The 21,168-nt window shown below is 41.5% G+C and carries 18 protein-coding genes; 12 read left to right on the top strand and 6 right to left on the bottom strand.

From position 1 onward, the window contains the following. Positions 1-129: 129 nt before the first annotated feature. From B9T36_RS00005 to B9T36_RS00020, 4 genes are all read right to left on the bottom strand, one after another. Positions 130-1,269 carry a phospholipase A gene (locus B9T36_RS00005; protein ID WP_086207563.1) on the bottom strand — a complete coding sequence of 380 codons (1,140 nt, stop codon included), beginning with the start codon at positions 1,267-1,269 and terminating at the stop codon, positions 130-132. A 17-nt stretch (positions 1,270-1,286) separates the two neighbouring features. Continuing rightward, complete coding sequence (locus B9T36_RS00010) at positions 1,287-4,226, bottom strand: insulinase family protein (protein ID WP_086207564.1); 2,940 nt, start codon at positions 4,224-4,226, stop codon at positions 1,287-1,289. Between the two features lie 173 nt (positions 4,227-4,399). Next, positions 4,400-5,191 (bottom strand): hypothetical protein, encoded by a 792-nt coding sequence (locus tag B9T36_RS00015; protein WP_086207565.1) that lies wholly within the window; start codon positions 5,189-5,191, stop codon positions 4,400-4,402. 178 nt (positions 5,192-5,369) lie between these two features. Beyond that, positions 5,370-5,822: a GNAT family N-acetyltransferase gene (locus B9T36_RS00020; protein WP_086207566.1), complete on the bottom strand. Its 453-nt coding sequence runs from the start codon at positions 5,820-5,822 to the stop codon at positions 5,370-5,372. Between the two features lie 138 nt (positions 5,823-5,960). On the opposite strand from B9T36_RS00020, the gene B9T36_RS00025 reads away from it, so the two are divergent. The 8 genes from B9T36_RS00025 (at position 5,961) to B9T36_RS00060 (ending at position 11,819) form a co-directional block, all read left to right on the top strand. Further along, complete coding sequence (locus B9T36_RS00025) at positions 5,961-6,965, top strand: adenosine kinase (protein ID WP_086207567.1); 1,005 nt, start codon at positions 5,961-5,963, stop codon at positions 6,963-6,965. Between the two features lie 14 nt (positions 6,966-6,979). Then, positions 6,980-7,291, top strand: coding sequence for a Rieske (2Fe-2S) protein (locus B9T36_RS00030; protein WP_171264395.1), 312 nt, complete (start codon positions 6,980-6,982; stop codon positions 7,289-7,291). Between the two features lie 18 nt (positions 7,292-7,309). Continuing rightward, complete coding sequence (locus B9T36_RS00035) at positions 7,310-7,927, top strand: OB-fold-containig protein (protein ID WP_086207569.1); 618 nt, start codon at positions 7,310-7,312, stop codon at positions 7,925-7,927. Positions 7,928-8,473: 546 nt separating this feature from the next. Continuing rightward, positions 8,474-8,665: a cytochrome oxidase putative small subunit CydP gene (gene cydP, locus B9T36_RS00040; RefSeq protein WP_086207570.1), complete on the top strand. Its 192-nt coding sequence runs from the start codon at positions 8,474-8,476 to the stop codon at positions 8,663-8,665. Next, positions 8,665-10,245 (top strand): cytochrome ubiquinol oxidase subunit I, encoded by a 1,581-nt coding sequence (locus B9T36_RS00045; RefSeq protein ID WP_086207571.1) that lies wholly within the window; start codon positions 8,665-8,667, stop codon positions 10,243-10,245. The genes cydP and B9T36_RS00045 overlap by 1 nt, the downstream gene beginning before the upstream one ends. Beyond that, a complete protein-coding gene (gene cydB / locus B9T36_RS00050; RefSeq protein WP_086207572.1) occupies positions 10,242-11,387 on the top strand; it encodes a cytochrome d ubiquinol oxidase subunit II in 1,146 nt (381 codons plus the stop codon). The genes B9T36_RS00045 and cydB overlap by 4 nt, the downstream gene beginning before the upstream one ends. A 24-nt stretch (positions 11,388-11,411) precedes the next feature. Then, the gene (cydX, locus tag B9T36_RS00055) at positions 11,412-11,513 is read left to right on the top strand and encodes a cytochrome bd-I oxidase subunit CydX (RefSeq protein ID WP_002120988.1); all 102 of its coding nucleotides are present in this window, start codon (positions 11,412-11,414) and stop codon (positions 11,511-11,513) included. A gap of 3 nt (positions 11,514-11,516) precedes the next feature. Continuing rightward, positions 11,517-11,819 carry a cyd operon YbgE family protein gene (locus tag B9T36_RS00060; RefSeq protein ID WP_086207573.1) on the top strand — a complete coding sequence of 101 codons (303 nt, stop codon included), beginning with the start codon at positions 11,517-11,519 and terminating at the stop codon, positions 11,817-11,819. Between the two features lie 48 nt (positions 11,820-11,867). Here the strand turns inward: B9T36_RS00060 and B9T36_RS00065 are convergent, their stop codons facing one another. Together B9T36_RS00065 and B9T36_RS00070 are read right to left on the bottom strand one after the other, a co-directional pair. Continuing rightward, positions 11,868-12,482: a MarC family protein gene (locus B9T36_RS00065; protein WP_086207574.1), complete on the bottom strand. Its 615-nt coding sequence runs from the start codon at positions 12,480-12,482 to the stop codon at positions 11,868-11,870. A gap of 12 nt (positions 12,483-12,494) precedes the next feature. After that, on the bottom strand, positions 12,495-14,555 hold the full coding sequence (locus B9T36_RS00070; protein ID WP_086207575.1) for a choline transporter: 2,061 nt from the start codon (positions 14,553-14,555) through the stop codon (positions 12,495-12,497). Positions 14,556-15,091: 536 nt separating this feature from the next. On the opposite strand from B9T36_RS00070, the gene betI reads away from it, so the two are divergent. From betI to mqo, 4 genes are all read left to right on the top strand, one after another. Next, the gene (gene betI / locus B9T36_RS00075; protein WP_086207576.1) at positions 15,092-15,718 is read left to right on the top strand and encodes a transcriptional regulator BetI; all 627 of its coding nucleotides are present in this window, start codon (positions 15,092-15,094) and stop codon (positions 15,716-15,718) included. Beyond that, positions 15,711-17,183, top strand: a complete 1,473-nt coding sequence (betB, locus tag B9T36_RS00080; RefSeq protein WP_086207577.1) for a betaine-aldehyde dehydrogenase — start codon at positions 15,711-15,713, stop codon at positions 17,181-17,183. The genes betI and betB overlap by 8 nt, the downstream gene beginning before the upstream one ends. Before the next feature lie 120 nt (positions 17,184-17,303). Then, positions 17,304-18,968 (top strand): choline dehydrogenase, encoded by a 1,665-nt coding sequence (betA, locus tag B9T36_RS00085; protein WP_086207578.1) that lies wholly within the window; start codon positions 17,304-17,306, stop codon positions 18,966-18,968. A gap of 492 nt (positions 18,969-19,460) precedes the next feature. Then, positions 19,461-21,095, top strand: a complete 1,635-nt coding sequence (gene mqo, locus B9T36_RS00090; protein ID WP_086207579.1) for a malate dehydrogenase (quinone) — start codon at positions 19,461-19,463, stop codon at positions 21,093-21,095. Positions 21,096-21,168 lie beyond the last annotated feature (73 nt).

Consider the following 21,168-nt stretch of genomic DNA (forward strand, 5'->3'; position numbering starts at 1 on the left):
ATATCTCAGAAATCACTCAACGTTTGAATCATCGCCCAAGAAAAAGACTCAGCTTTAAAAGTCCGAGTCAGGTATTATGGCAACAACATGGTGTTGCACTTCAAATGCTAATCTAAGATTTACAGAGGCTTAGTACCAATTCATTAAAGATACACCTAAGCCCACATAAGTTGCCCGGTGATTATAATCAATCAAACTTTCACCATAACCGTCAAACAGTTGAAAATGCCCACGTAGTTTGCCAGAGATAGGAAAAGCCCAATCAAACTGTGCCGCGCCACGAGAGTCATCTCCCCCTTTTAAACTATGTCGTAACATAAGCGAAAAATCATGCTCATTCCAACGATAGAATGCCGTTAAATCACCACGTCCGATATAGTCTTTAATGTCTGGGTTATTGTCATCTTTTGCATCTTCTTCTATTCGATACCATGGACGCAGCATGAGAGCAAAGTTATCTCTTTCAAATCCGAGATTTAAAATGACACGATTCCAGCTACGAGAAAGCGGATCAGAGCGACCATTGGACTGATGGTTTAAAGTCAGCCCTAATAGGCGACCATTTAAACCAAACAATTCATAATTGGTTCTAAAGACCAAACTGGCTTCAGGCTCATAGTTGGTTTCACGAAATGGACGGGATTCATCCGCATTGTAGACTTGCCAACGCGAAGACTGGGTATACCCCAACCAGACATCGCCATTGTCCCCAAACAGATTTTCAACAGCTTTCGTTTTTAAAGACAGTTGGAATTTTGCTTCCATTGAATTTAAGTTTTGATCTTCATCCACCGTATTGGAAGGGTTTGGACTTTGAGGAAACTCATTTTTATCCGTCGTCCAAAAGCCCGGCATTAAATACACAGGCTGATAGGCACGAATATTCCATGTCCCGAGTTTACTTTCTGGAGAAAGCTCCCAACGGCTATCCATAAGAGATAAATTGGGCGTTATTTTAGGACCTTCCGAGGCAAAAACAGAGCTAACGCCTTGTGCGATCTTCCCTGAGATATTTTCAGGCGCTGGCGCGATTTCCATCGCTGCACGTTGTTCAGAAACAATATGCGGCTTTGCTACTGGAGGAATTTTAAATAATGCATCATAACAAGCCAAACGGTCTGCATTTGACTCTAATGCTACACATGCCTCAGCTGTTGCGGGAGCCGCAGGCACCTCTGAAACTTGTGCATGCGTTTTAGCGACAGCCAAAGCACTGAGCAAACTTACGCTCAGCGCTAAAGTTGAACGCTCAAATGGTTTAAACGCCATACGACCCTCTTATTATTTTACTGAACTTGTTGAATACTGAAACCTAGCTCAATCAAGGTATCACGCTTCGCAATAGGTGCAACCACTGCTTTCGTTGGTTTTTGTTCAAGCAAATATTGTACCGCAACACGCTTTAAATCTTCAAAATTCACTGCTAGAAGACGGCTACGCAACTGCTTGCGGAAGGCTGGAGTACGGGCATGTAATAGTGCATAACATGCAGTAATGGCTTCACCCGCTGGCGAACCTGGCTTATCCATACTTGCAATTAAACCCAAAATCGCTTCCTCAAGCTGATGTGGTTTTTGCTCAGTATTGAGTAACCATTGCACACTCCCTTCAAAGTCACTGAAAGTTTCCGCTAAACGTGGATCACGATAACTATAGAAGCGGAATGAGCATGCATTGCCATCATAGCTTGCACCGCCACCATACGCACCGCCTTTTTCACGAATCGCACTGTGTAGGAATCCATTGCGTAAGTAAGCAGCAAGAACCATCAGTGCTGCTGCATCTGGATGTGAAACTTCAACTGCTGGGTAAGCCGATGAACAGAATTGAACATTGGCCTGAATTAACCATGCTTCATCTGTATCTGTGTTTTCCTGCTCCACAGCTTTAAGACTCACAACTTGCTCAGAAACCTCTAGTTTGTCCCAGACATTTTGAACTTCTTCTAGCAAGCGCTCAGATTGGTGTTCTTCACACACCAACAAAAATTGTTTCGGTGCTTGTAAAAGTTTTAAATGAATGGCTTTTAATTCATGAATGAAATCTTCATAAGCAACTTCATCTTTTTCAATACGGCTAATCAACTCACCCAACCAGTTTAATGCACCTAAACCCGTGTTGTGATAATCACGATTAGCTAAAGCACTGTGGTTACGCCCTGCAATTTGCATAGCATAACTATGACCCGATCCTGAAAGACGTGATGCCCAACGTGTTTTACGTTGTTGCAAGAGTTCAATAATGCGGTCTTTTTCATCGAAACGTAACTGCTCAAACGCCAATTTCAACAAGTTAATACTTTCTAAACTACTCACCAGCGATTTTGTAGTCAGCGTGAGCCACGCACTGATTTGGTTTTTATCATTCACGTGAGAACGTAACGACGCACCCATTCCTAAACCACCACTTACAGCAGTTTGCAGTTGTTGTAGCTCAAGATAATCGTACTGACCTGCCCCCACTTCACCCATCAAAATAGACAGTAAGTTAAAGTATGGTGACTGCACCACATCTTGTGGAATCTGAATCAGCACTTGGTTGTAGTAAATACCGTTCGTGCCTGCATGATAGAGATTGAGCGGGTAATCAGTACGATTAGAGATAATCTCCCGCAATTGACCTTGTACAATTTGCAATTCAGCTGGCACATCTTCCAAGCCCACCTTTGGCAATAAATTTAAGTCATCTGGTGTATCCTGACGGACTTTCAATGCCTCAGTCTGTGCTTCAATTTCTGCTTTTTGAGTTTCTGTAAGTTGCGCACCAATTGCAGCTAAACGTGCTTTCTCATCTGCGGCTTCCACCGCAGATTTATTGGCATCTGGCACCAAAGTCATTTGTACACGGTGTGAGTTATCAATGAGATGCGTCTTGATGAGATTGGATAACCACATCGGGTCTTTTAATTCTTCTTTCACCGCAGCAATAGCTGAGTCTACATCCCAAACAGTGACTGGGTCGCTGTGGTGGATCGCACTACCCAAACCATTTAAAATCAGGCTTAGACCATAAGGCATACCGTCGCCATTGATTTCACGTTGATGCAATTCAATCTGATGTAAAATCGCATCGACCATGTTTTGATCGACAGGTTTTGCAGCCACATCTTCTAAGATTTTAAAGACACCTGCTTTAAACTCTGCCGCATGTTCAGGGTTTGAACCCTGTACACCGCAGTAGAAGGTCATTTCGTAGTTCGAATCATCTACACCCATAATCGGGCCTGTAGACTGTGCATAACCACAAGTCTCAAGATAATGACGCAGTGGTGAAGCTGAGTCTTCTAAAAGTATACCTTCAACCAATCGCATACCTAAACGAAGCTTTATATTGCTAGCTTTAGGCAATAACCACGAAATAATGTGATAAGTTTTATCTTTTAAATCTTCTGCATCTACCGCATAGGTTTCAGTCACTTCTACGGGTGCTGTTAAACGACGTTCTTCTTTAGAATAAAGCGTTTCACCTTTAGAAAATTTAGCCAAAGCCAAAGTTTCAAATTGCTCCTGCAAATTATAGGCAGGCTCATTACCAAAGGTCATGAAAACTGCGTTGCTTGGGTGATAATGCGACTTGTAGAAATCCACCAACTCAGGATAAGTCAAGTCTGGAATATCTTTCGGGTCGCCACCTGAATTGTAATGATAGGTCGTTTCTGGAAATAAGTGATGTGCAAGCTGATGATACAACTGGTCTGAAGGCGAACTCATCGCCCCTTTCATTTCGTTGAAAACCACACCCTTATAAACAGGTTCACCATTTTCAAGCTCAATACGAATACCTTCTTGAGCAAAATCAAGCGGATTTAAATTAGCCGCAAAAGCCGCATCTAAATACACTTCCAATAAATTTTGGAAATCTTTTTTATTTTGCGTCGCAAATGGATAAGCCGTCCAATCCGCTGCTGTAAAAGCGTTCATAAACGTATTCAATGAACGACGAATCATTAAAAAGAACGGATCACGCACAGGGAATTTTTCTGAACCACAAAGCGCAGTATGTTCTAAAATATGCGCTTCGCCTTTTGAATCCATAGGCTGAGTACGGAATGCAACCAAAAATACATTTTCATCGTGATTGGTGGCTAAGTGATAATGCACCGCCCCAGTGATTTTATGTTTATATTCAGACACTAAGATGTCTAAAGCTTCAACATGGTGTTGACGTACCAACTGAAACGCAGGATGTACAGTTTGTGAAATGGTTTCAGTGACATCTACAGTCATGTGATCTCCTCAATTCAAAGCATTTTCTAAATGTTTCAAGTATAACCTGAAAATCAAGAACAAGACTCATTCATTGACAATTTTCCAAGTAACTTGGTCAACTTTTAAAAAGCGTTGAACTGATGGGACCTATACCCAACTGAATCCACCCGCAAATACTGAATCAATAACGATTAGACAGGATCATTAACCAGTTTTTCGGTTTTTTTTGCCCACCATACACAAAGCACTATTGCGATCAGTAACACTGCAGATGCGCCAAAACGACTCAAATCTAAACCACCAGAACTTAAAGGTTTATCTAAGAAATCACCAACAACCGCCCCTAAAGGACGCGTTAAAATAAAAGCGGACCAAAACAGAAAAGTCCTCGAAAGGTGGCTCAACTTATACAAAAGTAAAATAAATAAAATCAGTCCACTAAATAGTGCAATCCCACCGCTATAACCTAAACCTGCTGTGTCTGCAGACCAATCACCTAAAGCAGTACCTAAAGTTTGGGAAAATGTCAGCGTTAACCAATAGAAAAGCTCAACTCGTGGCTGATTCACCACATGCGGTGAAATACTGCCTTCAGATTTATGCCAAATAAAAAGCGAAATCCCGACCAAACTTAATAATAATGCGCTCCCACCCACGTAACCAATGCCTAATGAGCGATCAACAAAGTCAGCTAAAGTTGTCCCCACAGTTGTACTGGCAATAATGGCGAACCAATATAAAAAGGGATGATAACTCTTCGATCTGATTTGAAAAAATACAGCAACAATAAAAACGAGTGAAAAGATAAAAGTACTGAGTAAATAACCCAAGTTCATCGACATTGAAACAGCATCACCCGCCGTTTCACCAAATGTCGTTGCAAAAATTTTAGTTATCCAAAAAAGAGCCGTGATTTGTGGCACTTTCATTAATACCTGATGTACATCTTGTACACTTGCGGAGGAATTCACATCAATAGGCATTATTAACACCCCAATAAACAACAGATGCCCATTGTCAGCTTATTGGCTTAAGATCAGATTAAAATAAGACCTAATCCGTGTAATAGCCCATTATAATTTTAGCTCTCATCAAAGCATTCAGCTGTATCACAGGCGGCGACAATACAGCTGTTCATGAAGACAATGTTCGCTATACTGATTAACCAATCAGGTATTTGAAATAATTATAGTTCGGATGATTTTCAACAAAAACATAATTTTGCTTTTGATAAAAACTGACAGCAGATAAATCTGCTGTGTTTAAACACAACGCAGAGAAATTCGGACGTGCATATTTTTCCAAATGTGCCAATAGTTGACGCCCCACACCACTTTTACGATATTTAGGATGCACATAGAAACGACGTACACGACCAATACGTGCCTCGATTTCGTTTTCACCCCATTGCTGGTTTAATCCACCACAGGCAATAAGCTGATCTTGATCATAAGCCAACAACAGCACTTCACCCTTTTGATTAAAACGATTTTTCCCACTTTGATATTCTTCGATCAAGCGGGTCAACGGTTCATATCCTTCTTTTGCTGCCAGTTGCGCCAAAGCTTGCATTTGAGGAGGTAATTGTTCTGCCGCTTGAATTAAAATTTCCATCTAAACTTCCTTGAATATAACCACAGCCATTTCACTACATTTGCCATGTAAATAAAATGAATTTTACTCAACAAACTACAGCAATTATGAGCATTAGTGTAAAATGTCGCTTTAATTTCAATACGTGACGAAAAACACATGGCAACTGTTGATCTTTTTGCAATTGGTAATGCACTAATCGACCAAGAATTTAAAGTCTCTGACGACTTCCTTATTCAACAAAATTTGCAAAAAGGCACTATGCAGTTAACTGATGGTGAAACACAAGCAGATCTGTATAAAAAATTAAAAGAAACACAAAGCTATAAAGGTCAAGCATCAGGTGGTTCAGCAGCAAATACTACCGTTGCCTTTAGTGCCTTAGGTGGTTCAGCGTTTTATGCGTGTCGTGTAGGTAATGATGAATTGGGTAAAATTTACCTCAATGGTTTGCACGAAGCAGGGATTAAAAACACTGAGAAATCAATCAGCGAAGGTGTCACAGGCACGTGTATGGTTTTGGTCAGTGAAGACTCTGAACGGACGATGCACACTTATTTGGGTATTACCGCTGAGTTGACTGAACAACAGATTGATTTTGAACCTTTAAAAACAGCGAAATGGCTCTATATCGAAGGTTATCTTTCAACCAGCGATAGTGCACGTTTAGCTGTTAAACAAGCGCGTGAAATTGCCAAAGCACATGGTGTTAAAATTGCATTAACCCTCTCTGATCCAGCGATGGTGCAATATGCACGTCATGGATTGGATGAAATGATTGCAGATGGTGTGGACTTATTATTCTGTAACCAGCAAGAAGCCATGATGTACACCGAAACGGTAACGGTTGAGGCAGCTTTGGCAAAACTCAAAACGTTCAGTCAACACGTGGTCATTACCCTTTCCGCTGAAGGTGCCCTTATTTCAAATGCGCAAGAAACATTTAGTGTCGCAGGCCGTAAAGTTGATGCTGTCGATGCAAACGGTGCTGGCGATGCCTTTGCAGGTGCTTTCTTGTACGCTGTGAACGCAGGCTTAGGCTTACATACCGCAGCGCAACTGGCTATTTTGATTTCAAGCGAAGTGGTCGCTCAATTTGGTCCTCGCCTAGATATCGCGGATTACACTGAATTGTTCCAACAATTGCAAAAGGAATGCGCATAATGCACAAAATCTGCATGACGGAAGACATCCCAGAACGTGAAGCACGCTCCTTTGAGACACCCAATGGGGATACAATTTTTATCACCCAACGTGACGGTGCATTTTTTGCCTATCAAAATATCTGCCCTCACCTCCAAGTTGAACTGGAGTTTTTGGAAAATCAATTTTTAGATCGAGACCAAGAATTTATTGAATGCTCAACGCATGGTGCATTATTTGTAGTTGAAACAGGTGAATGCATCTCGGGGCCTTGCCAAGGTGAAGCACTTGAAAAAGTGCAGATTACCGTGCATTCTGATGGTGGAATTTACCTCACAGAAGAATAATATATTTGGACTTTCACCATGTATGAGCTGCTACACCACCCTGATTTGATGATTTTTCATTTCAGTTTATTGGCTTTGCTTTTACTCAGCATGGTGGAAACCCTTGGCTATTTTTTTAATTCACGCCCAAGTCACTTTCTCAAAAAACTATCTCCACAAAAGCTCACACAATCTCCATTATTAGACGTGAAATTTTCAAAAACCCTGATTGTGGTTTTTCTTTTGCTGAACTTCAGTGTCGCGGGTTATTTCCTTCAATTTTGTATTTATGCAAAGGAACAAGCCTTTACCTCCGCATACTACCTCATCCTTCCAGCCCTGATTATTGCAATCTTCTTCACCGTTTTTATGATTCACTGTTTAGATCAGGTGATTAAACCCAGACCCATCAAAAGACAAACCAATTTATTGGGTCGCCTTGCCACTATTTCCAGTGGCAATGCCCGTCCTGGCTTTTCAGCTCAAGCACGTGTGCGCGATGAGTATGGTCAATTACACTATGTCCAAGTTGAACCTGAGTTTGGCGAGCTCGAATTTCAGTCGCAAATTATTCTGATTCGACTAAAAAAATCACATTACATCGCCAAAAGAATTTCAAAATCTAACCAACTGTTTAGTGGTGAGATCAGCAACTAAATACGGCTCTCAAACATCCACTTGAGCTCCACTATTGGTCTGTTACACATTTTCAGTGTATCAGCTTTGCTTGCGCCATCATTGTAATATTCTCAGATCAATACAGAATAACAATATTTAAATATAACCTTGTATCACTCAACCTTACAAAAATGCTGCTGCCTAAAGCAAAGCTACACTAGAGTTTCGAGGCAAAAGGGCTATCGCTTCGACCAGTTATTCTTCAATGATTTAAAAGACCTATCAATTTTATAATTTTAAGACGAATTCTCGATAAAATGACATTTTTTTTAAATATAAGCGTTTTAGTCGGATTTAAAATAAATATATACAAGTATTTCAGTCAGGTTTTTAAATATAAATATAAGTATTTTAGTCAACTTTAAAATGCTTAAATATTAGTTTATTTTTCATCACATAGCATCATTAAGTATTTGTATATAAACAAATTAATAATATATTTTTTATTTAAGTTTAAAGGCTATTTATTTTTTGTATGTTTTTGTTTAATAATATAAAGCAAGTTAAAAAAATAGGCTTTATGAAATGAGCTTAGTCCCCAAAAATCTCAATCAAAAAGTCACCAGAGAGATTATTGCCATTTTAATCATTAAAGTGATTATTTTAATGGTCATTAAGAACATTTGGTTCGACGCCCCAACGATTCCTAAAAATTTTGACAATCAAGTTGCTGAGCGTATTGCCGGCAATCCATCCCCAATCAAGGAGACACGTTGATGATTTCTGAAAGCGTGGTCGATCTCTCGCGGTTCCAGTTCGCTATGACCGCGATGTATCACTTTATTTTTGTTCCACTTACTATTGGTATGGCTTTTATTCTTGCCATTATGGAAACCACTTATGTGATTTCTGGCAAAGAAATTTATAAAGACATGACCAAATTCTGGGGAAAACTCTTCGGCATTAACTTTGCACTTGGGGTAACAACAGGTTTAACAATGGAGTTCCAGTTTGGTACAAACTGGGCGTACTACTCACATTATGTAGGCGACATTTTTGGCGCACCATTGGCAATCGAAGGCCTGATGGCTTTCTTCTTAGAGTCCACTTTTATTGGCCTATTCTTCTTTGGTTGGGATCGTCTTTCCAAAGTTCAGCATTTGGGTGTGACATGGTTGGTTGCGCTTGGCTCCAATATGTCAGCCCTCTGGATTTTGGTTGCTAACGGCTGGATGCAAAACCCTGTTGGTTCTAAATTTAACTACGAAACCATGCGTATGGAACTAGTCGATTTTGGTGCCCTCATTTTCAACCCCGTTGCTCAAGTTAAATTTGTACATACTGTATCTGCAGGTTATGTAACTGGTTCGATTTTCGTTCTCGCTATTTCCAGTTATTACTTACTGAAAAAACGAGACGTTCCTTTTGCCCGTCGTTCATTTGCTATTGCAGCCATCTTTGGCTTGGCATCAACCTTATCTGTCATTTTACTCGGTGATGAATCAGGCTATGAAATTGGTGATGTACAAAAGACTAAACTTGCTGCCATTGAAGCAGAATGGGATACACACCCTGCACCTGCATCCATTACTTTGTTTGGTATTCCAAATAAAGAAACAATGACCACAGATTATGCCGTGAAAATTCCATATGTGATGGGCATTATTGCGACACGCTCCTTGGACAAACAAGTAACAGGCATTAAAGACTTAATCGCACAGCATGAAGTCCGTATTCGTAATGGTATGGTTGCATATTCTCAACTAGAAAAGCTTCGTGCAGGTGACACATCACCCGAACTTCAAGCAGCCTTCGAACATTCTCAAAAAGATTTAGGCTACGGTCTACTTTTGAAAAAATATACACCAAATGTTGTAGACGCATCTGAAGATCAAATTAAAGCTGCCGCAAAAGATACAATTCCGCATGTACCAAGCTTATTCTGGGCATTCCGTGCCATGGTGGCATCTGGTTTCTTAATGCTGTTGTTATTTGCCCTAGCAACCTTTGCTGTTGCAAAACGCAATGCAGAGAACAAACCATGGCTACTAAAATTTGCACTTTTCGCTCTGCCTCTACCATGGGTTGCTGCTCAAACAGGTTGGTACGTTGCTGAAGTAGGTCGTCAGCCTTGGACGATTGGTGAGGTTTTACCTACACACTTGTCAGCATCAAGCTTAAGCACAGGTGATGTATGGGGTTCTATCGCTGCCTTAGCTGCGTTCTATACTGTACTTTTGATTATTGAAATGTATTTAATGATCAAATTCTCACGTCTTGGTCCAAGTTCGCTTCACACAGGTAAATACCATTTTGAAAAACTTGAAGCAGCTCGCAATGAGGAGACTCAAGCATGATCGAATATGAATTACTCAAAATTATCTGGTGGGTTTTAGTCGGCGTCCTGTTGATTGGCTTTGCCCTCACCGATGGCTTCGATATGGGCTCTATGGCGATCATGCCATTTGTAGGCAAAACAGATGAAGAACGTCGCGCAGCCATCAACACGATTGCTCCGCACTGGGATGGTAACCAAGTTTGGTTCATTACTGCGGGTGGTGCATTATTTGCAGCATGGCCTATGGTTTATGCAACCGCATTCTCAGGCATGTATTGGGCGCTACTTTTAGTTCTGTTTGCCCTATTCTTGCGACCAGTAGGCTTTGACTACCGCTCCAAACTACAAAATACCAAATGGCGTACATCATGGGACTGGGGTTTAGCAGTTGGTGGTGCTGTGCCTGCGTTAGTCTTTGGCGTAGCCTTTGGCAATATGTTCTTGGGTGTTCCATTCAATTTAGATGAAACAGTACGCTCGACTTACACAGGTAGCTTCTTTGCTCTACTCAACCCATTTGCTTTGGTCTGCGGCCTAGTCAGTTTATCTATGCTGTGTGCCCACGGCGGTGCATGGCTTATGCTCCGTACTGACGGTGACTTACGTAACCGTTCAGCACAAGCAACCAAACTGATGGGTATTGTTTATCTCATCTGTTTCTTAGGTGCTGGTGCTTGGTTGTATTTTGGTGGGATCGAAGGTTATACCCTAGTGGCACCATTTGATACCAACGGTGTTGCTAACCCATTAGCCAAAGAAGTGGTGACCAATGCCAATCCAGGTTGGATGAATAACTATTCAACTTACCCAATCACGATGATTGCACCTATTGCAGGCATCTTAGGTGGTCTAATCGTCGTTCTTGCTGCAAGCAAAAATAAAGCGGGCTTAAGTTTCTTAGGTTCAAGCTTAGCTGTTATTGGTGCAATTTTGACTGCTGGTTTTGCACTATTCCCATTCCTTATGCCATCAAGCATCAACCCTGTTGCAAGCTTGACCATGTGGGATGCAGTTTCAAGTAAAACGACGTTGACTGTAATGACCGTTGCAGCCTGTATCTTTGTCCCACTTATTTTGTGTTATACCACTTGGTGTTACTACAAAATGTGGGGTGTTATTACCAACACTCACATTAAAGAGAATTCACACAGCCTTTACTAAGGTTGTGTCTAAGGAGATCAAATTATGTGGTATTTTGCATGGATTCTCGGCATTTTAATGGCTTGCTTTGCTGGCGTATTGAGTGCTTTATATATTGAACATCATCAAGACCTTGATGAGGAATAAACCATGACAGACGTTGCTATGGAAAACCAAACTGTAGATAAAAAGCCGAACAAAATTGCGATGCTAATTTCCTGCCTGTTGGCCTTTCCACTTGCAGCGGTGTTGTTAGTTCATCCTGCTGCTATGTTGGATGACAATGGTCACTACAGCCACAGCGCACTGATGTATATCATGATTGGTATTTCAGGTGGCTTTATCCACGGCGTTGGCTTCGTGCCACGCCACTGGATTTGGAAATGGCTGTTTAGCCCGTTTCTATCGTGGCCACTGATGCTCTGGGGTTATTACACTTGGTTCTTCAGTTAAATAAAAAAGCCTTCATTTATTGAGGGCTTTTTTATTTGCATATGACAATTACATATCTGCAATCACACCTGTAATACCATTGATAATCATATCGACCGCGATGGTTCCAATCAGTAAGGCCGACAGTCGCCCTACAATATCAACATAACGGTCGATATATTTAGCATGCTTATAGCGCAAATGATCATGTGCAAATTTCATTAAAATCATCAATGCGCAGGTTAACGTTAAAGTTAAGAAAATAATCATGGCTGCGCCACCAATCGGTAAAGATATACCTGTCACCACAGCAGCACTGATCGTACCTGGACCAATCATAAAAGGCATCGCAATGGTTCCTGCCAAATGCTCAGGTGCACCACGCATTTCACCAATGGTATCTGCCCCCTGAAACACGTAGCGATAACCAATCACCAAGAAGATCAAACCACCAAATATTTGAAAGGCTTCAAAGCGTACATTTAAATATTTACTAAAGATCGCTTCTCCGCCCCATGCAAACAGCATAAATACCACAAAGGCAATGAGACAACCCTGAATCAAAGCCTTATTAAACACTTTGGCTTCGGAGTTCCGAATCATGCCAATCATGTAAATACTCATTAAAAACGGATTCAGCAATGAGAAGAACAAAGCAAAAGCATGTAAATATGAGGTCAACATGGTTCCTCCTAATTATCCTTGAGGATCTGGAAATAAGGGACGATTCCCCGGACTGATTCGATTGATATGTAAGAAGGTCATGTGGCGTTCATAGCGATCCAGCACATCATTAATCACCTGCTCTTTGGTATAACCGACTAGGTCGTTGCCTTGAGAGCCTTCATACAAATAGGTTTCAAGACGGTAATAGAAGCGTTTACCCAGTTTTCCGCGTTCACTAAAAGTCGGCGCGATATAACGTACTGGCCAAATTTGATAGACAAAGTTTTGTTCTTCTTCCAAATGAATCATCAAATCTAAATGATATAGATTTGGGTCTTCTTCTAGCGCACTTTCTTGAACACTGATGTCGATACCACGTTTTTGCATTTCCTCTGCAACCGCCATTACCGCAGGCCGGCAAATATCATCAAGCATACGCCGAGTATCGGTTGTTCCTGGATGGTGCATGACTCGGGACAAGCGTTTTTTCCAGTTAAGGATGTCGACATTGCCCACCACGGGTGCGGCATTTAAACTGCTACTGGCTTGTCGGTAGTCTTCTAACCGCAGTGATTTATACAAACCTGCCATCACTAAGAACATCACAAAACTGAACGGCAACCCCATAATGATAGTGGCATTTTGCAGTGCCGTAATCCCATTAGCCATCAGCATGGCAAGGGTCAATAAGCCAATGGCTACAGCCCAGAATACGCTCAACCAGCGTGGTGCATCATGGTCGACATTGGTAAATTGAGTAGTGAAATTACCCAATACCAGTGCACCAGAGTCCGCCGAGGTCACATAAAACAATAAGCCTGTAATTGTGGCTACACCTGCAATAAACGGAAACCACGGATACTGTGCCAGCAAGTCATAAAAACCATGTGCAGGATTCGCAATCACACTTTGTGCAAGGGCTAAATTGCCATCAAAAATCACACTATGTAGCGCACTATTTCCAAATATTGATAACCACGTGAGTGTGAAAAATAAAGGAATAATGAGTGTCCCGCTGACAAACTCACGAATGGTTCGCCCACGCGAAATACGTGCTAAAAACAAACCTACAAATGGAGACCAAGCCACCCACCATGCCCAAAAAAACAAGGTCCAACTGTTCATCCATTCTTTGGGTTGTTGAAAGGCAAAACTTTCCAATGTCATACTTGGAAAACGGTTAATGTAATCCCCAATATTTTGCACAAAAGCATTCAGTAAAAATTCGGTATTGCCTAAAAACAAAATAAACAACATTAAGCCGACAGAGACATAAATATTGATCTCGGAGAGAACACGCAGTCCTTTATTGACTCCTGACGTCACTGAGATAATGGTCATGACAACCGCCACCCCAATTAATGCCGCTTGCATCCAGAGGTTCTCAGGTAAGTCAAACAGCACATGTAAACCATAGTTCAACTGTACCACCCCAATCCCGCAGGTGGTCGCAATACCAAAAATAGTCCCGATCACCGCAGCGGTATCGACGCTGTGACCAATTGGGCCATGAATCTTTTTCCCAAAAATTGGATAGAGTGCTGAGCGAATGGTCAGGGGTAAATTATAACGATAACTAAAATACCCTAATGCCATGCCAATCAAGGCATACATACACCATCCAGTGAGGCCATAGTGAAATAGCGTCCACACCATACCTTGACGTGCCGCTTCTAGGGTCTGCCCCTCACCCACAGGTGGATGCATATAGTGAGATAAAGGTTCCGCCACCGAGAAGAACATCAAGTCGATGCCGATCCCAGCTGAGAACAACATTGCAGACCAACTTAAAAGGCTAAATTCGGGCTTAGAATGTTTGGGGCCTAATTTAATGTTGCCATAGCGAGAACAGGCAATGAAAATGACAAAGACCATATACAAGGTCGCTGCGAGTAAGTAGTACCAACTAAAGGTAGAACTCACCCAAGCCAAGACCGTATTTAAAGTTCGATTGGCAAAGTCATTAAACAAAATGGTGGTAAGAGAAAAAATTAAAATAATGAGAGCTGAAATATAAAAGACCACACCATTTAAACGGTCTTTAGGCGCTAATGTTTGATCATCAACTGCTCTTGGATTATCTGTTGCCATACAATCCTCAAGAAAGTAAATAAAAAGACAAAAGCCAATTTTTAAACTTCTCGTGGTCGAGAGCTTAAAAATCGACTAACGAAAACGACAGTATTTTTATATGCAATAAAAATGCTATCTCTTTTAAACCCACAGGTCTAAATCATTTATTGGGTCGGTTTATTGGTACATATTAAAATATGTAAACCCGTTCCCTTTTCATCTATATCCCAATAGGAAACTTGTATCTTTCTCCCCACAAAATGACTATATGAGCTTTTGCCATCCTTAAAAAGTATAAAACCGTAATTTGCTTAAAATTTACACAAAATAAAACTACAGCTATTCATACCATTTATCTACCTGATAAATATAAATTTAGCTAAAAACCAAACCGCCAAATTGCTGACGCTTGCTGTGAATTTAAGCACCAGTGTACTTATTATTGATTGAACGTTCAATCAATAATAAGTATCATAAAAAAATGCTATGATACTTTCCATGTAAGTTATTGAATCTAACGCCTTTAAATTTAAGGCAAATTGTTCTGGATTGTCATGAATAAACGTAGAGTAAAACCTGAGCATGAGCGTCGTGAAGAAATTATCAATGCTGCCTATGCAGTCATTCACGAAGTAGGCTTATCCAACACCACCATTGCTCAAATTGCGAAAAAAGCACAGCTTTCTACGGGCATTGTGAGCCATTATTTTGGCGATAAACAAGGTCTTATTCACAGCTGCATGCGCCAAATGCTCAATGTCTTAGCCGAGACCACGGCAAGCTATAAGGCAAAGGTCGTGCAACCCAATCCAGAACATTTGCTCAAAGCCATTATTGATGCCAACTTTGACATCAGTCAGGTCAACAACACTGCTATGCGGGTTTGGCTAGATTTTTGGTCTGCCAGTATGCATCAAGCCGACTTAGGTCGCCTGCAACGAATAAATGATCAACGTCTTTATTCAAATTTGAAGTTTCATTTCTTGCAACTCATGCCGAGACCACAGGCAAGCCAAGCAGCTAAAGGGTTAGCAGCACTGATTGATGGATTATGGTTACGTGGAAGTTTAAGTGGTCATCAAGCATTTGATCGTGATTTGGCACGTTCTATTGCATACGACTATGTCGATATGCAACTTCGCTTAATTCAACAGATACGGCAGGAACAACAAAATGAGTAATGTACAGCTTCACTCGCTTTATATTCACGGACAATATTTCAATGCCACCAGTGGTCAAAGCTTTGACAGTATCAACCCTGCTACAGGTGAAGTCATTGCCACCATTCAACAAGCATCCAAAGCTGATGTCGATGCAGCCGTGCAAAGTGCTGTACAAGGACAGCGTGAATGGGCTGCCAAAACTGCGGTCGAACGTGCCCGTATTTTACGTCGTGCAGTCGATATTTTACGCGCTCGTAATGACGAGTTAGCTCGCCTAGAAACACTCGATACAGGTAAAGCATTCAGTGAAACCTCTACTGTCGATATTGTCACTGGTGCAGACGTTTTAGAATACTACGCGGGACTTGCAACTGCGATTCAAGGTGAGCAAGTGCCATTACGTGAAAGTAGTTTTTTCTACACGCGCCGTGAACCTTTAGGTGTAGTGGCAGGCATTGGCGCTTGGAATTATCCCATTCAAATTGCACTTTGGAAATCAGCTCCTGCCCTCGCTGCGGGGAATGCCATGATTTTTAAACCCAGCGAAGTGACACCGCTTACAGCCTTAAAACTAGCAGAGATTTATACTGAAGCAGGCGTACCCGCTGGAGTTTTCAACGTTGTACAAGGCTTTGGTACTGACGTCGGTCAATGGTTGACTGGACACCCAGACATTCAAAAAATTTCGTTCACAGGCGGTCTGGCAACGGGTAAAAAGGTCATGGCCAGTGCTGCGGCTTCTAGTCTCAAAGAAGTCACCATGGAGCTCGGTGGCAAATCACCTCTGATTATTTGTGCCGACGCCAACCTTGACCGCGCAGCCGATATTGCGGTGATGGCGAACTTCTTTAGTTCAGGTCAAGTGTGTACCAATGGCACCCGTGTGTTTGTACCGCAAACCCTCAAGACTGCATTTGAACAAGCTGTGATTGCACGTGTCAAACGCATCCGTATGGGTGATCCCATGCAAGCTGAAACCAACTTTGGGCCTTTAGTCAGCTTTCCCCATATGGAAAAAGTCTTGTCTTATATTGAGTCAGGCAAACAACAAGGTGCAACCTTATTGATGGGAGGACAACGTGCCACCGAAGCAGCACTTGCTCAAGGTGCGTATGTATTACCGACCGTGTTTACCGACTGTCACGACGACATGCACATCGTGCAGGATGAAATCTTTGGCCCAGTCATGAGCATTTTAAGCTATGACAGTATTGAAGAAGCCATTCAGCGTGCCAACAACACCAGTTATGGTTTAGCCGCAGGTGTCGTAACACAAGATATTTCCCAAGCGCATCGAATTATTCATCAACTTGAGGCAGGTATTTGCTGGATCAATACTTGGGGCGAATCCCCTGCTGAAATGCCTGTAGGTGGTTATAAACAGTCGGGCATTGGACGTGAAAATGGCATCACCACACTTGAACACTATACCCGCATCAAATCGGTTCAAGTTGAACTAGGCGAATACCAAAGTATTTTTTAAAGTCTGAATTTTAACTATCTAAATCCTTACTTCCTTTTTTATTTATTCTTTTTTCATCCTCAACTCAACATGTGGTCACGTTCTCATGCAACGTGGCCCTGCCATAGAAAAAGGATCATTATGCATTCTCAACACTACGATTATATTATTATTGGCGCAGGTTCTGCAGGTAATGTACTGGCTGCTCGCTTAACCGAAGACCCAGATGTTTCGGTGCTCTTACTCGAAGCGGGTGGGCCTGATTATCGTCTCGACTTTCGCACCCAAATGCCCGCTGCTTTGGCTTATCCTTTGCAAGGGCGTCGTTATAACTGGGCATATTTAACCGACCCAGAACCCCACATGAACAACCGTCGTATGGAATGTGGACGCGGTAAAGGCTTAGGCGGTTCATCCCTGATTAATGGCATGTGTTATATCCGTGGAAATGCCATGGATTTAGAACAGTGGTCAACCCTTAAAGGTCTTGAAGACTGGAGCTATGCGGACTGTCTTCCTTACTACAAAAAGGCTGAAACCCGTGATATTGGTGGCAATGACTATCATGGTGATGCTGGCCCTGTTTCTGTTGCCACACCTAAAGCAGACAATAACGTTTTATTCCACGCCATGGTTGAAGCGGGTGTGCAAGCAGGCTATCCACGCACCGATGATTTAAATGGTTATCAACAAGAAGGTTTCGGCCCAATGGATCGAACCGTAACCCCCAAAGGTCGACGTTCAAGCACCGCACGTGGCTATTTGGATATGGCCAAAGGTCGCGCGAATCTAACTATTACTACCCATGCCATGACCAATCAAATTTTGTTTAATGGCAAACAAGCGATTGGTGTTGAATATATTCAAGGAGCGAATCAAAACAACTTGCTTCAGGTCTATGCCAATAAGGAAGTTCTACTTTGTGCCGGTGCGATTGCATCACCGCAAATTTTGCAACGTTCAGGTGTGGGTTCAAGCACCTTACTTCAATCTCTCGACATTCCAGTTGTACACGACTTACCGGGTGTAGGTGAAAATTTGCAAGATCATTTAGAAATGTACTTACAATATAAGTGCACGCAACCCGTTTCTCTCTACCCTGCTTTAAAATGGCAAAACCAACCTGCGGTTGGTGCAGAGTGGCTATTTAACGGTACTGGGATTGGAGCAAGCAACCAGTTTGAAGCAGGCGGTTTTATTCGATCATCTAAAGAGTTTGCTTGGCCAAATATTCAATATCACTTTTTACCTGTTGCAATTAACTATAATGGTAGCAATGCTGTCAAAGAACATGGCTTCCAAGCCCATGTCGGTTCGATGCGCTCACCTTCACGCGGTCGAGTACATGTGACCTCTAAGAATCCTTTCGACCATCCAAGTATTTTATTTAACTACATGTCGACCGAACAAGACTGGCAGGAATTTCGTGATGCCATCCGTATTACTCGAGAAATCATGCAACAACCTGCGCTTGATCCTTATCGAGGCGAAGAAATCAGCCCTGGAAAAGAGATACAAACCGACGCTGAATTGGACGAGTTTGTACGTAATCATGCTGAAACGGCTTATCATCCATCCTGTAGTTGTAAAATGGGGGAAGATGATATGGCGGTAGTCGATGGACAAGGTCGTGTACATGGGATGCAAAATTTACGTGTTGTTGATGCGTCGATTATGCCGCTCATTATCACAGGTAACTTAAATGCAACCACCATTATGATGGCTGAAAAAATCGCGGATCAAATACGTGGTCACCAAGCTTTACCACGTTCAACTGCTCCATTTTATCGCGCCGAAATCGCATAAATCTTAATGGCGTAAAACCTGACCTTTTATTTAACTTTAGGATAATAAGGTCAGGCAATTATTCATATTTTCTAAAACAACATAATCACAACTTACTTTATTTTTAGGACTTACTTTCCAACTCAACTTATACATTTAAACGTTAAAAAAATTGGACTCTTGTATAGATATTCAACATCTGTATTTTAAATACAGAAATTACACCTAAATAAAACCCAATAAAAACAATGAATAAAAACAAACATCACTGATATTTATAATTTAACCGAACTCATTTACAATAAAAATTACTAAGTCAATACATATTTAGTCTAAAATAGCCATAAATCAAAAATGCGTGATAGCTTAAAAAGTTAATCTTTGGCTGCTTGAGCTTTTAAGTATTACTTCAATTCTGCCAAGCTAATTTTTTACAAGCATCTCTATCACCATAATTGTTATTTTCTCTTCGCTATAAAGCGATCCAAAACCTGTCCCCAAGGTCATAATCGCATGAACAAATTTTTAAAATACCTTTTGGTATTGATCGTACTGCTTATTATTGCAGTCGTAATTTTCTTATTTAGACCCGTCACGTCTAAAAAAATTCAAACCACCAGCAACGAGCCTGTTGTTGACGTAGTCTTAGTTGGTGGTGGCATCATGAGTGCAACCCTAGGCACATACCTTAGTGAACTTGAGCCAAACTGGCAAATTCGCATGTATGAACGCCTAGACAAAGTTGCACAAGAAAGCTCTAATGGCTTCAACAATGCAGGCACAGGTCACTCTGGCTTTATGGAAATGAACTATACCTCTGAAAAAGATGGGAAAATGGACATTACCAAAGCTGTAAAAGTGGCTGAACAATTTGAAGTTGCAAAACAGTTCTGGTCTTATCAAGTCAAAGAAGGTGTTTTGGGACAACCAAATAGTTTCATCAACCCTGTACCGCACATTGCTTTCGTTTGGGGCGATAACGTGAATTTCCTCGAAAAACGTTACGCTGCAATGGTTAAAAACCCAATGTTTTATGGCATGAAATTCTCTGAAAATCCTGCTGAAATTAAACAATGGGCACCTTTGGTGATGAATGGCCGTGATGCTGCACAGAAAGTAGCTGCAACACGCATGGATGTAGGTTCGGATGTGAACTATGGTTCGATCACCACTCAATTGGTCGATCACCTTAAAAAACAATCTAACTTCCAGCTACAAACATCGACTGAAGTGACTGGCATTAGCCAAAACGATGATAAAACGTGGACTGTTGCATTTAAAAACCTCACTACAGGTAAAACAGATCACGTAAAAACGCGCTTTGTCTTTATTGGTGCAGGCGGTGCAGCGGTTAAACTTTTACAAATGACAGGCTTACCAGAAGCGAAGCAATATGCTGGCTTCCCTGTAGGTGGCGTGTTCTTAATGACCGACAACCCGAAAGTCACCGAAGGCCATACTGCAAAAGTTTATGGTCGTGCTGAATTAGGCGCACCTCCAATGTCTGTTCCACATATTGATACACGTTATATCGACGGTAAAAAATATGTGTTGTTTGGTCCATTTGCGACTTATTCAAACAAGTTCTTAAAACAAGGTTCTCAGCTTGATTTATTGAAATCAACCACTAAGAACAACGTTTTACCCATGACTGCTGTGGGTATGGAAAATCTTGATTTGGTGAAATACTTAGTTAGCCAAGTCATGATGACCGATGAAGACCGTTTTAATGAATTAAGAAAATACTATCCTGATGCAAAACCAGAAGACTGGCGCATGAATCAAGGTGGTCAACGTGTTCAAATCATTAAGAAAGAACCAGGCAAACCTGCAAGCTTGCAATTTGGTACCGAGATTTTTGCCTCACAAGATGGTGCTGTGACTGCCCTATTAGGTGCGTCTCCTGGTGCTTCGACCTCTCCTTATATTATGTTGAGCTTGCTTGAAAAAGCATTCCCTCAGCAAGTAGCAGGTAAATGGAATCCGAAATTACATGAAATTGTAAAATCGTACCAACAAGAGCTCAGCACCAATCCTGTGCTTCTTGACCAAGTTCGCCAATACACCAGCACAACCCTAGGTTTGAAATACACACCTATGGCTAAAGCTGCAAATGACGAAACTGCTGCGGTAGCAAAAGCACAGTAATCTGCTTTAAACCCTAAAAAGGATGGACTTTGCGCCATCCTTTTTTTAATTCATATTTAAAATTATTCTGTTT

The sequence above is a fragment of the Acinetobacter sp. ANC 4204 genome (genome assembly GCF_002135205.1).
Taxonomy (GTDB): domain Bacteria; phylum Pseudomonadota; class Gammaproteobacteria; order Pseudomonadales; family Moraxellaceae; genus Acinetobacter.

Coding starts and splice junctions, on each gene's coding strand:
- B9T36_RS00005 (WP_086207563.1), bottom strand. CDS start 1,269: ATGGCGTTTAAACCATTTGAGCGTTCAACTTTAGCGCTGAGCGTAAGT.
- B9T36_RS00010 (WP_086207564.1), bottom strand. CDS start 4,226: ATGACTGTAGATGTCACTGAAACCATTTCACAAACTGTACATCCTGCG.
- B9T36_RS00015 (WP_086207565.1), bottom strand. CDS start 5,191: ATGCCTATTGATGTGAATTCCTCCGCAAGTGTACAAGATGTACATCAG.
- B9T36_RS00020 (WP_086207566.1), bottom strand. CDS start 5,822: ATGGAAATTTTAATTCAAGCGGCAGAACAATTACCTCCTCAAATGCAA.
- B9T36_RS00025 (WP_086207567.1), top strand. CDS start 5,961: ATGGCAACTGTTGATCTTTTTGCAATTGGTAATGCACTAATCGACCAA.
- B9T36_RS00030 (WP_171264395.1), top strand. CDS start 6,980: ATGACGGAAGACATCCCAGAACGTGAAGCACGCTCCTTTGAGACACCC.
- B9T36_RS00035 (WP_086207569.1), top strand. CDS start 7,310: ATGTATGAGCTGCTACACCACCCTGATTTGATGATTTTTCATTTCAGT.
- cydP (WP_086207570.1), top strand. CDS start 8,474: ATGAGCTTAGTCCCCAAAAATCTCAATCAAAAAGTCACCAGAGAGATT.
- B9T36_RS00045 (WP_086207571.1), top strand. CDS start 8,665: ATGATTTCTGAAAGCGTGGTCGATCTCTCGCGGTTCCAGTTCGCTATG.
- cydB (WP_086207572.1), top strand. CDS start 10,242: ATGATCGAATATGAATTACTCAAAATTATCTGGTGGGTTTTAGTCGGC.
- cydX (WP_002120988.1), top strand. CDS start 11,412: ATGTGGTATTTTGCATGGATTCTCGGCATTTTAATGGCTTGCTTTGCT.
- B9T36_RS00060 (WP_086207573.1), top strand. CDS start 11,517: ATGACAGACGTTGCTATGGAAAACCAAACTGTAGATAAAAAGCCGAAC.
- B9T36_RS00065 (WP_086207574.1), bottom strand. CDS start 12,482: ATGTTGACCTCATATTTACATGCTTTTGCTTTGTTCTTCTCATTGCTG.
- B9T36_RS00070 (WP_086207575.1), bottom strand. CDS start 14,555: ATGGCAACAGATAATCCAAGAGCAGTTGATGATCAAACATTAGCGCCT.
- betI (WP_086207576.1), top strand. CDS start 15,092: ATGAATAAACGTAGAGTAAAACCTGAGCATGAGCGTCGTGAAGAAATT.
- betB (WP_086207577.1), top strand. CDS start 15,711: ATGAGTAATGTACAGCTTCACTCGCTTTATATTCACGGACAATATTTC.
- betA (WP_086207578.1), top strand. CDS start 17,304: ATGCATTCTCAACACTACGATTATATTATTATTGGCGCAGGTTCTGCA.
- mqo (WP_086207579.1), top strand. CDS start 19,461: ATGAACAAATTTTTAAAATACCTTTTGGTATTGATCGTACTGCTTATT.